General features: G+C 64.2%; 14 protein-coding genes and 1 pseudogene. 11 read left to right on the forward strand and 4 right to left on the reverse strand.

What is annotated here, in order from left to right:
* Nucleotides 1-471 precede the first annotated feature (471 nt).
* The 7 genes from AWB66_RS19245 to AWB66_RS19275 all read left to right on the forward strand — a co-directional run bounded on the left by AWB66_RS19245 (nt 472) and on the right by AWB66_RS19275 (nt 7,717).
* Entirely contained in the window at nt 472-1,674 is a 1,203-nt protein-coding gene (locus AWB66_RS19245) for a cation:proton antiporter (protein WP_087631767.1), read from the forward strand.
* Between the two features lie 44 nt (nt 1,675-1,718).
* Nucleotides 1,719-2,834, forward strand: a complete 1,116-nt coding sequence (locus tag AWB66_RS19250; RefSeq protein ID WP_087631768.1) for a YbdK family carboxylate-amine ligase — start codon at nt 1,719-1,721, stop codon at nt 2,832-2,834.
* Between the two features lie 660 nt (nt 2,835-3,494).
* Nucleotides 3,495-4,139: a MarR family winged helix-turn-helix transcriptional regulator gene (locus AWB66_RS19255; RefSeq protein ID WP_087631769.1), complete on the forward strand. Its 645-nt coding sequence runs from the start codon at nt 3,495-3,497 to the stop codon at nt 4,137-4,139.
* A 180-nt stretch (nt 4,140-4,319) separates the two neighbouring features.
* Nucleotides 4,320-5,045 (forward strand): glutamine amidotransferase, encoded by a 726-nt coding sequence (locus tag AWB66_RS19260; protein WP_087631770.1) that lies wholly within the window; start codon nt 4,320-4,322, stop codon nt 5,043-5,045.
* 31 nt (nt 5,046-5,076) lie between these two features.
* Nucleotides 5,077-5,793: an MOSC domain-containing protein gene (locus tag AWB66_RS19265; protein ID WP_087631771.1), complete on the forward strand. Its 717-nt coding sequence runs from the start codon at nt 5,077-5,079 to the stop codon at nt 5,791-5,793.
* A 104-nt stretch (nt 5,794-5,897) separates the two neighbouring features.
* Nucleotides 5,898-7,010 (forward strand): NADH:flavin oxidoreductase/NADH oxidase, encoded by a 1,113-nt coding sequence (locus tag AWB66_RS19270; protein WP_087631772.1) that lies wholly within the window; start codon nt 5,898-5,900, stop codon nt 7,008-7,010.
* Nucleotides 7,011-7,264: 254 nt separating this feature from the next.
* On the forward strand, nt 7,265-7,717 hold the full coding sequence (locus tag AWB66_RS19275; protein ID WP_087631773.1) for an SET domain-containing protein: 453 nt from the start codon (nt 7,265-7,267) through the stop codon (nt 7,715-7,717).
* A 76-nt stretch (nt 7,718-7,793) separates the two neighbouring features.
* On the opposite strand, the gene AWB66_RS19280 is transcribed toward AWB66_RS19275, so the two are convergent.
* Nucleotides 7,794-9,317, reverse strand: coding sequence for a sensor histidine kinase (locus AWB66_RS19280; protein ID WP_087631774.1), 1,524 nt, complete (start codon nt 9,315-9,317; stop codon nt 7,794-7,796).
* Between the two features lie 20 nt (nt 9,318-9,337).
* On the reverse strand, nt 9,338-10,024 hold the full coding sequence (locus AWB66_RS19285; protein WP_087631775.1) for a response regulator transcription factor: 687 nt from the start codon (nt 10,022-10,024) through the stop codon (nt 9,338-9,340).
* A 167-nt stretch (nt 10,025-10,191) separates the two neighbouring features.
* Between AWB66_RS19285 and AWB66_RS19290 the strand changes: the two genes are divergently transcribed.
* On the forward strand, nt 10,192-10,422 hold the full coding sequence (locus AWB66_RS19290; protein WP_087631837.1) for a DUF3717 domain-containing protein: 231 nt from the start codon (nt 10,192-10,194) through the stop codon (nt 10,420-10,422).
* 211 nt (nt 10,423-10,633) lie between these two features.
* Nucleotides 10,634-11,125: an Lrp/AsnC family transcriptional regulator gene (locus AWB66_RS19295; protein ID WP_200819017.1), complete on the forward strand. Its 492-nt coding sequence runs from the start codon at nt 10,634-10,636 to the stop codon at nt 11,123-11,125.
* A 1-nt stretch (nt 11,126) separates the two neighbouring features.
* Here AWB66_RS19295 and AWB66_RS19300 read toward each other — a convergent pair whose 3' ends face one another.
* The gene (locus AWB66_RS19300; protein ID WP_087631777.1) at nt 11,127-11,645 is read right to left on the reverse strand and encodes a class IV adenylate cyclase; all 519 of its coding nucleotides are present in this window, start codon (nt 11,643-11,645) and stop codon (nt 11,127-11,129) included.
* A gap of 79 nt (nt 11,646-11,724) precedes the next feature.
* Nucleotides 11,725-12,627, reverse strand: a complete 903-nt coding sequence (locus AWB66_RS19305) for a LysR family transcriptional regulator (RefSeq protein WP_087631778.1) — start codon at nt 12,625-12,627, stop codon at nt 11,725-11,727.
* A gap of 220 nt (nt 12,628-12,847) precedes the next feature.
* Here AWB66_RS19305 and AWB66_RS19310 point away from each other — a divergent pair.
* Nucleotides 12,848-13,027, forward strand: a pseudogene (locus tag AWB66_RS19310) (methylmalonate-semialdehyde dehydrogenase (CoA acylating)); the annotation flags it as partial.
* A gap of 56 nt (nt 13,028-13,083) precedes the next feature.
* Complete coding sequence (locus AWB66_RS19315) at nt 13,084-14,760, forward strand: GMC family oxidoreductase (RefSeq protein WP_087631779.1); 1,677 nt, start codon at nt 13,084-13,086, stop codon at nt 14,758-14,760.
* The last annotated feature ends 273 nt before the right edge of the window (nt 14,761-15,033 follow it).

Consider the following 15,033-nt stretch of genomic DNA (forward strand, 5'->3'; position numbering starts at 1 on the left):
ACGCAGGAAGCGGTCCGTTTTACCTCATTGAATCAATCACCTGGCAGCGCACTGTCATGCGTTTCCACCTATGGCACAATCGCCCTTCTTCCTGCGGCACCGTTCGCGCGGTGTTCGCCTTCAACGGAACGATGGTCGTGCGGTCAGAATCTGATCACCCATGCCGACGCCATCGTTTACTGTGTCCGGCCATGCATTCCGAGCCGGGACCGTGCGTGGCCGCCGTCGTGTCGACGAAGGGCGCCTCGGGTCTCGCCGCGCGGCCGACGCACGCCCTGATCAATGCACGGCCTGTCCGTGACGCCGTGTTCGGTTCGAATTTCGTTTCGCCTGAGTGAACCAACGCTCTGAACCAACGCTCGATAGGCCGGACGAGTCGGTTTGTTCGCGGGCGTTTCGCCGTACACGCGCAAGTCACGAGAAAGCGCACGTGCTCCATCTGCTGGAAGCTGTGAAGGAGAAGCCAACACGATGAATTCGGCATTTTCGTTTCTACCCGCCTGGCCGCTGGTGCCCGACGCCATCTTCTGGGCCGGCATCGCGCTCGTCGCAGCCGGCCTGTGCGGCGAGCTGCTGTGGCGCGCCTGGCGCCTGCCGCGCATCACCGGCTACGCGGTGATCGGACTGATCGCGGGCAACGCGGGATTCAGCGTGATCGACGTGAGCGCGGCCGGCTTGTCGCGCCCGCTCCTCGACGTCGCGCTCGGCCTGTTGCTCTTCGAACTCGGCAGCCGGCTCGACCTGCGCTGGATTCGCCGCAATCCGTACCTGATCCTGTCGAGCATCGCCGAATCCACGCTGACGTTCGGTTTCGTCCTCATCGCGCTGATGCTCTGCAACGTTCCGACGATGCAGTCCGTCGTGATCGCGGCCATCGCGATGGCGACCTCGCCCGCGATGGTGATCCAGCTGAAGACCGAACTGCGCGCCGAAGGACAGGTGACACAGCGTCTCCTTACACTGACCGCGCTCAACAGCATGTATGCGGTCGTGGTGGAAAAGCTCGCCGCAGGCGTGCTGCATCAGGAGATCTACGGCAACACGTTCGCGACCATCGTGCAGCCGCTCTATCTGCTGATCGGCTCGCTCGTGCTCGCGTTCGTGCTCGCGCGCGCCTGCAATCTGCTGTACCGGCGCCTGAACGTGAGCGACGAACATTCGTTCGTCGCCTTGTTCGGGCTCGTGTTGCTCGCGATCGCGGTGGCGCATCTCTTCAAGCTCTCGACGATTCTCTCGCTGCTCGCCGCCGGCATCATCGTGAAGAACGCCGACGAGCGTCCGCAGCTCTGGCCCGCGCATTTCGGCTCGGCCGGCTGGCTTCTCACCGTGATCCTGTTCGCGCTGACGCTGACCGCGTTCGAATGGGGCGATATCGTGCTCGGCGGCGTCGCGGCGCTCTCGCTGATCGCCGCGCGTTTCGTCGGGAAGCTGGCGGGCGTGCTGATCTTCGCGAAGCCGAGCGGCCTGAACTGGAAGCAGGGCGCGGCGCTCGGCGTGTCGCTCACGCCGATGTCCGCGCTCGCGTATCTGCTCGTCGACGACATGTACGTGCTTTATCCCGACTATGACCCGAAGCTGCGCGCGATCGTGCTGTGCTCGATCGTCGTGCTGCAGGTGGTGGCGCCGTTCGTGGTCTACCGGAGCCTGTCGGCCGTCGGCGAGCGGCGCGAATGAAACAGATGCAGTCATTGAAAAGCATTGCTTAACCAAGAGGCGTCATGTCACTCGAACCTTTCATCAACTCTGAACCGTTCACGTTCGGCGTCGAGCTGGAAATCCAGGTCGTCAATACGCACGACTACGACCTGACCAAAGCGGCTTCCGACCTGATGCGTCTCATCAAGGACGAAAAGATCCCGGGCAACATCACGCCCGAGATCACGGAAAGCATGATCGAGCTGTCGACGGGCATCTGCACGACGCACGAGCAGGCGGTCGCCGACCTGCGCAAGATCCGCAATACGCTCGTCGCCGCGGCCGACCATCTGAACGTCGGCCTGTGCGGCGGCGGCACGCACGCGTTCCAGCAATGGAGCGAGCGGCAGATCTTCGATACCCCGCGTTTCCAGTACATCTCGGAGCTTTACGGCTATCTGGCGAAGCAGTTCACGGTGTTCGGCCAGCACGTTCACATCGGCTGCCCGGACCCGAACAGCGCGCTCTTCCTGCTTCATTCGATGTCGCGTTTCATTCCGCATTTCATCGCGCTGTCGGCTTCGTCGCCGTACATCCAGGGCGTCGATACCGGTTTTCACTCGGCGCGCCTGAATTCCGTGTTCGCGTTTCCGCTGTCGGGCCGCGCGCCGTTCGCGCTCACCTGGGACAGCTTCGAGGAATACTTCTCGAAGATGGTGAGCACGGGCGTCGTCAACAGCATGAAGGACTTCTACTGGGACATCCGGCCGAAGCCCGGCTTCGGCACGATCGAAGTGCGGGTGATGGACACGCCGCTGTCGGTCGACCGGGCGGCCGCGATCGCGTGCTACATCCAGACGCTTTCCCGCTACCTGCTGCTCGACAAGCCGCTCACGCTCAAGGAAGACGATTACCTCGTCTACACCTTCAACCGCTTCGAGGCGTGCCGCTTCGGACTGGAAGGCGTCTCTGTCAACCCGCAGACGGGCGAGCGCCGCACCATCGCGGAAGACATCCTGGAGACGCTGGACGTCCTCGCGCCGCACGCCGAAGCGCTCGGTTCGACCGAAGCGCTGAAGATGGTCGGCGACATCGCGCGCGGCAACAACAACGACGCGACGTGGCTGCGCGGCGTGTTCGACAAGGAAAAGTCGCTGCACGAAGCAGTGCGCCAGCAGTGCCTTCAGTGGCGGCAGTAACGTCGTCGACGCGATGTGGCGTCGGCAGATCAACCCGCTTTCGAGCGGGTTTTTTTACGAATTCTTGCAGCCGGGGACCGGATACCTTCGCCGATGGAACGCCTCTAAGGTTTACATCCAATAGGCCGTATACATACGTAATAGTAGTTAACAAGCATCGGCATTTTCTGTGGACAACGGGAAAAAGCCTTGTAAAGTCAAAGTGGTAGCGCGGGGAAAAGTACGGGGCCCGGTGCGCGTTGCGAGGGGGATTCGTGGATATCCCGGGAGCGCGCCGCGGCGGACGACGGGTTATCAAGAATCCGCGCACATCGGAACAGAACGGTTTTCCCACGGGTTATCCACAGTGTTGCGTGAATAAGTAAGGTGTACGTTTGTTCCGTGTCGCTTAGAATGTCGACTTTGCAGGCTGCGGTACGGGCCAGCGAAAAGACCAAAGCGCCAGCAAGAACACGATAAGGCGCGAAAGAGAGTTGCAACGTCCCATTGGGCAGTACGAAGTTGGTTCGGTACGCCGGAATTTTGAGACGGTGGGACCGTTGGCCGGAAACGGCCGGCGGCGAAGCCAGCGGCCGTTCGCCGGGCGAGCATGCATGACGCCCGCGAATCGGTCGCGGAGCCCGCTGTCAAAACACATAAGCGGAACAAGAAGCGAAGACTATGAGCGAAGGCGTTTACGGAGAGCAGGCCACGGGGCGGGTGACCCACGGTCTGCTGCGGCTGAGCACGGCGATGCGCAGCCAGGCATGGGAATGGGCGGAAGGCGCGGGGCTGACGCCGACCCAGGGTGAAATTCTCGTGCTGCTGATGCAGCGCAAGGGGCCGATGCGGCTTGGCGAGATCGCACGCGAAACCGCGCTCACCGCGGCGACCACGAGCGATGCGGTGAGCACGCTGGAAGGCAAGGGCCTGGTCGAAAAGCGTCGCGCGATCGACGATGGCCGCGCCCTCGCGGTCCGTCTGACGGCACGCGGACGCACGGCGGCCAAGCGCGCGCTGCAATGGCCGGATTTCCTCGCGAAGGCGGTCGGCACGCTGCGCGACGACGAACAGGCCGCGTTCTACCGGACGCTGCTCAAGACGATCCGTCAGCTGGAAACGCAGGAGCAGATTCCGGCGCACCGCATGTGCCTGTCCTGTTCGCACTTCGAGGCGAGCAAGAATCCGAAGAAGACGCCGCATCGCTGCGCGCTTCTGCAGATTTCGATGGCCGATACCGACCTGCGTCTGGATTGTTCGGTATACGAAGAAGCGGACATCGCCACGCAGAAGAAGAGCTGGAAGATTTTCGCCCAGATCGCGTAAAACCTGGCGGGAACGTTGTCCGTTCCCGTCCGCTCTTGTCCGTCCGGCAGGCATGTGTGCTTGCTGCGAGTCGGTTAGACTGTGCCGGTCGCGCCCCATTGATGGGCCGCGGCCGGTTGTGCATTCGCGAACCCGACTTGCAGACTCGACCCGCCGCCCCCAAGCCACGGAATCCTGCCGATGAAACATGAAGTCCTGGCGATTCGCCACGTCTATTTCGAAGATCTGGGCAATCTCGAACTGGTACTGGGCGATCGCGGTCATTTCGTGCGTTATCTCGACGTCGGCCGTGGCCGCATCGATGCCCCGAATCCGCTCGATCCGTCGCTGATGGTCGTGCTCGGCGGCCCGATCGGCGCGTATGACGACGCGAGCTATCCACACCTCGCGCCACTGCTCGCGATGCTCGAAAAGCGCCTCTCGGCGGGGCTGCCGACGCTCGGCATCTGTCTCGGCTCGCAGCTGATCGCGCGCGCGCTCGGCGCGAAGGTTTATCCCGCGGAGCAGAAGGAGCTCGGCTGGCAACCGCTCACGCTGACCGAAGCCGGACGCGCTTCGCCGCTTCGGCATCTGGAAGCGGAAGGCGTCGCGACGCCGGTCTTCCACTGGCACGGCGACACCTTCGATCTCCCCGAGGGCGCCACACATCTGGCATCGACGCCCGCGTGCCGGAATCAGGCGTTCACGTGGGGAGAGCATGTGCTCGCGTTGCAGTGCCACCCGGAAGTGCTCGCAAACCGCTTCGAAAACTGGCTGGTGGCGTATCCCGGCGACATCGCGCAAAGCGGGACGAGCGCGCCGCGTCTGCGGGAGGACACCGCGCGCTTCGGCCCGGGCCTCGAACGCGCCGCGCGCGCGATGTTCGGCGAATGGCTCGACCAGTTCGATTTCACCCGCCAGCGTTAGGCCAACCGCAGTCTTCGTCTTAAGCAAGTTCATGCAGATCATTCTTAATGCCGTGCTCGTCGGCCAGGCCGCGCCGCTCGGAACGCAGGGCAAGCGCAGCGCGATTCACAAGACGCCGGTTCTGGCGCGCGTGTGCATCGGCGAAACCGGTCTCGACGGCGACGAACAGGTCGAGCGCAAGCATCACGGCGGCCCGGAGAAGGCGCTGCTTCACTATGCGTTCGACCACTACGCTGCGTGGCGCGAGGAATGGCGCGCGGACCATGCGGGACTCGAACGCTTCGACGCGCCCGGTGCTTTCGGCGAGAACCTTTCGACGCGCGGTCTCGATGAAAGCGGCGTCTGTGTCGGCGACGTGTATCGCATCGGCACGGCGATCGTGCAGGTGTCGCAGCCTCGGCAGCCGTGCTGGAAACTCAACCTCCATTTCTCCCGCGATGACATGTCGCGCCGCGTGCAGGACACGCGCCGCACGGGCTGGTACTACCGCGTGCTGGAACCGGGCGTCGCGGGCGCGGGCGATGCCGTCGAGCGGCTCGCGCGGCCGCATCCCGAATGGAGCGTCGACAGGCTGTTGCGCGTGCTCTACGTCGATCGCGACGACCGCGCGTCGCTCGAACAGATGGCGATGCTCGACGCGCTGACGCCGTCGTGGCGCAAGACGGCGGCAAAGCGCCTCGAAAGCGGCAAGGTCGAATCGTGGTCGAGCCGGCTCAATACGCCAAAGAGCCAGAGCGACGACGACTGAAGCACGCCCAGCGCTTCGAGCGAGGCACGCGGGGTCTGCAGGAAGGAAAACGAAGTGCTATTCTCGATCGCTCATTCTGGTCTTTCTCCTCACCGGACATCGTCATGAGCGCGTTGTTTTCCCCGGCCACGCTGCGTGGCGTCACGCTTCCCAATCGCATCGTCGTGTCACCGATGTGCCAGTATTCGGCCGAACGCGGCGAAGCCACGGCATGGCACATGATCCACCTCGGCAGCCTCGCGCTTTCAGGTGCGGCGATGTTGTTCATCGAAGCCACCGCCGTCGAGCCCGACGGCCGTATCACGCCCGGCGACCTCGGCCTCTGGGACGACGCCACCGAAGCCGCGCTGAAACCGGTGCTCGCCGCGATCCGCAAGCATTCGAAGATCGCCGTGACGATGCAGCTCGCGCACGCCGGCCGCAAAGCGTCGAGCCACGTGCCGTGGGACGGCGGCCAGCTGATTCCGGTGTCCGAAGGCGGCTGGATGCCGCACGCACCGTCGGCGATTGCCCACAAGGACGGCGAAACGCCGCCGCTCGCGCTCGATACCGCTGGGCTCATCCGCGTGCGCGAAGCGTTCGTGGCGTCCGCGAAGCGCGCGGCGCGGCTCGGCATCGACGGTCTCGAACTGCACGCGGCGCACGGCTATCTGCTGCATCAGTTTCTCTCGCCGATCGCGAACCAGCGCACCGATGAATACGGCGGCTCGCTCGAAAACCGCATGCGCTTCCCGCTCGAAGTCTTCGACGCCATCCGCGCCGTGTTTCCGGACGACCGGCCAGTCGGCGTGCGCGTCTCGGCGTCGGACTGGGTCGACGGCGGCTGGGACATCGAAGACACCGTCGCGTTCGCCAACGAACTGAAGCAGCGCGGCGCCGACTGGATCGATGTGTCGTCGGGCGGCGTGTCGCCGTTGCAGAAGATTCCGCTCAACCCCGGCTATCAGGTGCCGTTCGCGAAGGCCGTGAAGGAAGCGACGAGCCTTCCGACGATCACCGTCGGTCTCATCACCGATCCGATGCATGCGGAAGAGATCATCGAGAGCGGCCAGGCCGATTTCATCGCGCTCGCCCGGGCGCTGCTGTACAACCCGCGCTGGCCGTGGCACGCGGCCGCGCAACTGGGCGCGACGGTCGAGGCGCCGCCGCAATACTGGCGCTCGCAGCCGCGCGACCAGAAGGCGCTCTTCGGCGATATCTCGTTCGGGCAGCGCTGAGTCGTTGCGATGCGTGTCGCCCGAAGGCGCGCCGCGGACGGTTGAATTCGAACGCGCCTACCGTGTACGATGCCGAATGTTCGAGCGCACCATGCGCCGGGCAAGATGAACGCGGCGCCTATCAGGCCGCCGCGTTTTTTTCATCCCGCTTGACCAATGCACGCCTTCCGCGTCTCCGATGGGACGCGCGCGCGAAGCGGCGGCGCGGGCTTCACTCAACCCTCCCCACCGATCGTTATTTAAGGATTCATTCGATGAGTTCACGCAGGGTCACCGTTCGCCGCTCGGGCGTGCATGGCAAGGGCGTGTTTGCCGCGAGGCGGATTGCGGCGGGCGAGCAGGTGATGGAATACAAGGGCGAGCGCATCTCGTGGAAAGAGGCGCTGCGCCGTCATCCGCACAATCCGGAGGAACCGAACCACACGTTCTACTTCGCGCTCGACGACGGCCACGTGATCGACGGCAAGATCGACGGCAACAGCGCGAAATACATCAACCACTCCTGCGCGCCGAATTGCGAAGCGGAGGAAGTGGAAGGCCGCGTATTCATTCACGCGCTTCGCGACATCCAGCCGGATGAAGAGCTGTACTACGACTACGGTCTCGTCATCGACGGTCGCATCACGAAGAAGCTCAAGAAGGAATACGAGTGCCGTTGCGGATCGAAGAAGTGCCGGGGAACGATGCTCGCGCTGAAGAAGAAGTAGGGTCTTCGGCGCTTCCGGGTGTTGTCCGGGCTCTTAGTCAGAGCGAATGCCACGGCAGCGATGCCGTGGCATTTTTTTATGCGGCGCTCGCCGCTGCGGGCGCGCGTGGCTTCAACGGCATGCGCACGACGAAGCAGGCGCCGCCTTCGGGCGCGTCTTCGTAATGCACGCTGCCGCCGTGCAGCGCCATGATGTCGTGGACGATCGCAAGTCCCAGGCCGGCGCCGCCTTCGATGGTCTGCCCGTCGCCGCGAAAGAAGCGCTTGAAGAGATCGGGCTGCTGGTCGTGCGGCACGCCCGGGCCGTTGTCTTCCACCACGATCTCGCCGAAGGGCCGGCCCGCCTCGTCGCGCGATGCTGTCACGCTCACGGTCACGCGCGCGCCGTCCTGGCGGAACGGCGGAATGTACTTGAGCGCGTTGTCGATCAGGTTCGCGATCACCTCGCGCACCAGCACGACATTGCCGCGCACGATCAGCGGATGTTCGTTGTCGGGATCGTCGAGGTGCTGGAAGCCCAGATCGACACCGGCGGCGAGCGCGCGCGGCACCCATTCCGCGCCGGTTTCGAACGCGAGCGCGGCGAGGTCGAAATCGGCGAAGCGCGCGGCCTGTTCGCCCGGTTCCGCGCGCGCGAGCGACAGCAACTGATTGGACAGCCGCACCGCGCGATCGGCGGAGGCCCGCAGTTCCTTCACCGCTTCGAGCGCCTTCGCCGGATCGCGGACGGTCATCGCCTGATCGGCGTGCAGCTTCACGGCGGTGAGCGGCGTGCGCAACTGATGCGCGGCGTCGGCGATGAACTTGCGCTGCGCATCGAGCGCGGTTTTCAGGCGATCGAGCAGCGCGTTCATCGCGCTCGTGAGCGGCCGGATTTCGACCGGCACGAGCGTTTCGTCGACGGGCTCGAGCGACGTGTGGGTCTGCTGGTTGAGCGTATCGGCGAGATCGGTCAGCGGATTGAGCTGCTGGTTCACAACGCGCCACACGATCACCCAGCCCGCGAGCAGCAGCAGCAGAAGCGGCATCATGATCGCGACCAGAAACTCGACCGCGATCCGGTATCGGGAGCCGACGCGCTGCGCCACTTCCACGACGATCGGATTGCCGTGCGGCTGGTCGACGCGCACCTGCGCCGCGCGCACGCTCGTGCCCTGGTAGTGCGTCTCAAAGACATAAGCGTAATGGATGCGGCGCACGCTCGTGCCGGTCAGCGGCAGATCGGGCTCGCCGGCGATTTCGTTCTCGCCGTCGCTGATGCGGTAGATCAGTTGCTCGACGGGATCGGAGAACATCGCCTGCGCGAGCGGCGGCACGGTCACGGGCGCATCGACGCCGGCCAGCTGAATTTGCCGCGAGATGGCGGTGGCGAGATCGGCGAGCGACCGGTCGACGACGTGCTGCGTGTACTGCCACGCGAGCCAGTACGCCATCAGTCCGCTCATCAGCGCGAGCAGGGACAGCGGCGCCGCGAGACGGCGCAGCAGGGACCGCCGGAGGCTCGGCGGAGGGGAAGTACTGGTCACCTTCGTGCGCGCCAGGTGAAGCCAGTCGTCGCGAGCGAAACGTTCGTCGCTCGCGCGCCGGGTGGGGAATCGCACGGCGTTCTACGGACAGGCGCTCACGCGGCCTGCCGGATTTCCTGCAGCAGATAGCCGAAGCCGCGCACCGTCACGATCTCCACCCGCGTGTTCTCGAGCTTTTTGCGCACGCGATGCACATACACTTCGATTGCGGTATCGCCGAGATCTCCGCCGAAATGCGTGAGGTGATCCTGAAGCTGCGCCTTGCTGACGACGCGGCCGTGACGCAGCAGCAGCATTTCGAGCACCGCGAATTCGCGTGGCGACAGTTCGAGCGGCTTCTCGTCGTTGAAGATGCGGCGGTCGACACCCGATAGGCGCAGTCCGCCGAGCGTCACTTCGGGACGCGGCACGTCGCCGTGCGGACCGCTTCGGCGCATCACGGCGCGAATGCGCGCTTCCAGTTCCTGCGCTTCGAATGGCTTGAGCATGTAGTCGTCGGCGCCGCTGTTCAGGCCCTGCACGCGGTCGTGCAGTTCGTCGCGCGCGGTGAGGATGATGACCGGCGTATGGCGGTTGCTCTGGCGAAAGCGCGCGAGCAGCGTCATGCCGTCGATGCCCGGCAGGCCGAGATCGAGGATCACCAGTTCATGGCGATTTTGCGCAAGCGCCTGCTCGGCGAAGATGCCGTCGTGAACCATGTCGACGGTGAAGCCGGATTGTTCCAGGCTGCTTTGGATACCGCGCGCGATGGGGCGGTCGTCTTCGATCAGAAGGATTCGCATGAAAGTCGCTCAAGTACAATGGGTTGAGCTCGGACGGGCGCCAGGCCGGCGAGAAGGATCGACGCGGCGGCGCGGGTTCGGGCCAGATCAAAAACGCTTACGTCAAAGGCGGCACGCGCGGCGCTCAGGGCCGCGGAAGTCGTGAACCGATTACTTTCTGCCCGGACATGTCCGACATCCCGATTCACGAACTCGAAGCCGCGATCAACTTCTGGCGCAATCGCTTGCCGTCGAGCGGGGACGAACTGAGTCTGTGCGACGAGGCGAGCGCGCTGTCCAGGCCTTACGCGCTGCTGATTGTACAGCGTGCCACATCGATGCCGGCAGAGCGTTTAGACCCCAAAGCCCGGGCGGCGTGGGAAGCTTACGAGCGGGCGAGGACAGGCCTTTCCGGGTGAAAGCCTGGCGGCCTTTCAAGCTTTCGAAAGCACGCTATTTTGCTTTCGGAATACCCATTTTTCCTGATTATTGGCTGTTTCGAACGCTTTCAGGCTTGTTACCGTTGGTAATAGGGACGTTACGAACCTTGCGAATGTAGGGCGAGATTTAGGCCTCGGCGCTCCTGTGCATTAAACTCGCGCATTCGGCCGGTACATGCACAAATTCCTCATGATTGATCTCGATCACTTCGATCTCGCGCTTCTCGACGTCCTTCAGCGCTTCGGGCGCGCAACGCATCAGCAGCTCGGCGAGCAAGTGCCGCTGTCGCCGTCGCAGATCGGACGTCGCCTGCAACGGCTGGAATCGACGGGCGTGATCGAGGGATATCGCGTGATGTTGCGTCCCGAAAAGCTCGGCCTCGGCGTGACGGCGTTCACGAGCCTGAAGCTCAAGCACCAAGGTGATTCCGTGATCGAGCAGTTCCAGCAGCAGATCGAATCGCTGCCGGAAGTGCTCGAATGCCACGCAACGGTCGGTGACGCCGACTATCTGTTGCGCATTGTCGCGCCCGATCTTTCCGCGCTTTCGTCGTTCGTGATGAAGAAGCTGATGCGCGTGCCGGGCGTCGACAGCGTGCGCTCGAACATCGTGCTGACCACGTTCAAGCGCAACGGGCCGCTGCCGCTCGGACATCTCTCCGGCAGCGACACCGCGTCCTGACTCACGCCGGCTGCGCGAGCAAATCCACGTAAGCGACCGGCACCAGGTCGCTCTCTCCGATGCCCAGCCGCGCGAACATCTCGTGCGCTTCCTGCTCGCCGGCGGCTTCGTCGTCGTCCTGGCCGAGCAGCACCTCCAGTTCGATGAAATCGCCCAGACCGTCGACCCGGTCCAGATGAATGCGCGTGCGCCCGACCAGGTAGACGTGACGCTCCTTCGAGACGATGCCGCGCGTCGTCAGTGCCTGCGCGAGCAGCGTGTGCATCGCTTCGGCGTTAGTCACCGGGCTGCGCGAGTAATAGGAGACTTTCGGACCATCGCGGTCGTCGCGCTGATAGAAGATCAGCTCGGACGGCGTGCCATCGTCGAACTGGCGCAGCTTCAGGCGTCCGGTCGGGACGTCGTAGAAAAAGTCCTGCTGGCGAAAAATGAGCGGTGCGTCGGGAGCGAGTGCGGCGGCACGTTCGCGAAGCGCGTCGAACTGATGGGCGCGGGCCTTGATTTCGATGTTGCGTGCCATGGGCAAAAGCTCCTGGAAGCCGATTGGAGAAAGAGACTCAGACTAGCAAAGTTTCGATGACCGGCGCTTGAACCGGCGCTCACCTCGACCATTGATCGTCGATCAGGCGCAGCGCGGCCGCGATCACCGGCTCCTCGCGACGCTCGGCGAGCGCGATGAACGAGAGCTGCGTCGGCACGGTCATCCCTTCGACGATCGTCAGCGCGTGCGCATGCGCCTGCGCGAGCGCGATCGAATCGCGGGCGAGCGTGAGGCCGACGCCCGATTTCACGAGATCGAGCATCGACGGCTCCTGATCCACCTCCGCGACGATCACCGGCGTCGCGCCCGCCGCCGCGAACACGCGCGAGAGCAGCCGGTTGTGCGCCGATTCGGGCGGCGTCCAGATCCACGGCAGCTTGGCGAGCGCCGCCCAGTCGCGCTTGCCCTTGTTCACGCGGTTGTGCCAGCCGGCCGGCGCCAGCACGCGATACAAATACGACGTCAGCGTTACGACGTGAAACCGACCGGCGTCGCGCGGATCGTCCGTGTCCGGATCGCCGATATAGAACCCGACGTCCAGATCGCGCGCCTTCACGCGCTCCAGCACCCAGCCGGACATGCCGTGCCTGAGCGCCGTCTCGATCTGCGGATGGGTTTCGACGAGTTGCCGCAGGAATCCGCCGAGCCGCAGGAAATCCGGATCGAGAATCGTGCCGATGCGCAGCCGTCCGCGCACTTCGTGCCGCAGTGCGGAGGCGGCGCGCTGGACCTCGTTCGCCGCCGCGAGCGCGCGTTCGGCGTGCGGCAGGAGCGCTTCGCCGTCGCGCGTGAGCAGCAGCCCGTGCGAGGTCCGCGAAAACAGTCCGATGCCGAGCAACTCCTGCAGATTCTTGATTTGCAGGCTCACGGCGGGCTGCGTCAGATGCAGATGTGCGGCCGCCCGCGTGAGATTGCCTTCGCGGGCCACCGTGACGAAAGCGCGGAGTAGGGTGTAGTCCATGCGCTGATATTAGCGCGTCTTATATCTCTGTTGAACATATCTCATTGGATTCGGGGACGGCTGCGGCAGTACGCTTCTTCATCGGTCAAAGGCCGGCACATGAGCGAGACGCATAACAGCGAAACGCGCGCTGCCGGGCTGACGCATTTCACCGGTGGTCGGCGAACCGAAGGCACGCGCGAGAACGCAAGGTGTTCAGGTCGGCATCGACGTGCCGATGCCGATGCCGGTGCCGATGGCATGGCACTCGTTCGGCGGCTGCAAGCGCTCGCTCTTCGGTGACCACCACGCCTACAGCGAGTAAGGTGTGCGCTCCTACACGCGCTACAAGAGCGTGATGCAGCGTTGGCCGGACAGCATCGCGAAGGGCGCGGAGTTCACGATGCCGGTTGCGAAATAAGAACGCTCTGCATGAGAGCAGGGTAAGCGCCAACGCTGCCCGACAAGGAGACAAGAATGAAACAGAACGCGCGAAAGCTCGAAGGCGAATTCGACTACATCATCGTCGGCGCGGGAACGGCCGGCTGCGTGCTGGCGAACCGCCTGAGCGAAGATCCCGAAGTGAGCGTGCTGCTGCTCGAAGCCGGCGGCAAGGACGACTATCACTGGATTCACGTGCCGGTCGGCTATCTGTATTGCATCGGCAACCCGCGCACCGACTGGCTCTACAAGACGCAAGCCGAGCCGGGTCTCGATGGCCGCGCGCTTTCTTATCCTCGCGGACGCGTGCTCGGCGGCTGCTCGTCGATCAACGGCATGATCTACATGCGCGGCCAGCGCGAGGACTACGACGACTGGGCGCACATCACGGGAGACCCCAACTGGTCGTGGGATTCGGTATTGCCGGTCTTCAGGCGCAGCGAAGATCACCACGGCGGCGCGAGCGAATTCCATGGCGCGGGCGGCGAATGGCGGGTCGAGAAGCAGCGGCTCAAGTGGAAGATCCTCGAAACGTTTTCGCAGGCCGCGCAGCAAACCGGCATCCCCGCCACCGACGACTTCAATCGCGGCGACAACACGGGCGTCGGCTATTTCGACGTGAACCAGAAGAGCGGCATCCGCTGGAACGCGTCGAAGGCCTTCCTGCGCGCCGCGATGAAGCGCCCGAACCTGACGACGATCACGGGCGCCCATACGCAGCGGCTCATCTTCGAAGGCAATCGCTGCGTCGGCGTGGATTATCGCGGCGGCGATGTCGACTACCTCGCGAAGGCGCGCTACGAAGTGATCCTGAGCGCGGGCGCGGTGAATTCGCCGCAGATCCTCGAACTGTCCGGCGTCGGCAATGGCGCGCGGCTGCAGCGGCTCGGCATCGACGTGGTGCGCGATCTGCGCGGCGTCGGCGAAAACCTGCAGGACCATCTGCAGTTGCGCATGGCTTACAAGGTGAACGGCGTGCGCACGCTCAACACGCTGTCCGCACACTGGTGGGGCAAGCTTCTCATCGGACTGCAATATGCGCTCATGCGCAGCGGTCCGATGTCGATGGCGCCGTCGCAGCTCGGCGCGTTCGCGAAGTCCAATGCAAGCGACGCGTCGATCACGCGGCCCGACCTCGAATATCACGTGCAGCCGCTGTCGCTCGACCGCTTCGGTGAACCGCTGCATGCGTTCAATGCGTTCACGGCGTCGGTGTGTCCGTTGCGTCCGACCTCGCGCGGCAGCGTGCACATCGCCTCGCCCGATGCGCACAAGGCGCCGCTGATCGCACCGAATTATCTGTCGACGGAGCGCGATCGCGAGGTTGCCGCCAATGCGCTGCGCCTCACGCGGCGCATCGCGGCGGCACCGGCGCTCGCGCGCTATTCGCCGCAGGAGATCCTCCCGGGTATCGCTTTCCAGACCGACGAGGAACTCGCCCAGGCGGCCGGCAAGATCGGCACGACCATCTTCCATCCGGTCGGCACGTGCCGCATGGGCGCCGACAATGATCCCGCCGCCGTGGTCGACAGCCGCCTGCGCGTGATCGGGCTGCGCGGACTGCGCATCGTGGATGCATCGGTCATGCCGACCATCACATCGGGTAACACCAACTCGCCGACACTCATGATCGCGGAACGTGCAAGCGAAATGATCCGCGCGGACCGGCGCCGTGTCGATGTGCAGGAAGTGATCGCGACCGCGCTTGCATGACACGCGCGACAGCTCGCTGACCGGCCTGCGTCAGCAATCGTCGCGCCATTGTCGAAACGGCCCCTCTCGCGGGGCCGCTCGCATTTCTTTATCCGACGCATCATTTGTATTGCTGACGTTGGAATAAGCGCTCTAAATCGTCCCAGCTTACTAAGTGCAAATCCCGATGATTGCGCTGCATCATTGGCGCGACAATGGCACCGGGCCAATGCTTACCCGGTTTGTCGCGTGCTGTGTTTGTGCAGCACGCAATCCGCGGCGACAGCACCGAAG

Origin of the sequence: Caballeronia telluris (genome assembly GCF_001544495.1) — a bacterium.
Taxonomy (GTDB): domain Bacteria; phylum Pseudomonadota; class Gammaproteobacteria; order Burkholderiales; family Burkholderiaceae; genus Caballeronia; species Caballeronia telluris.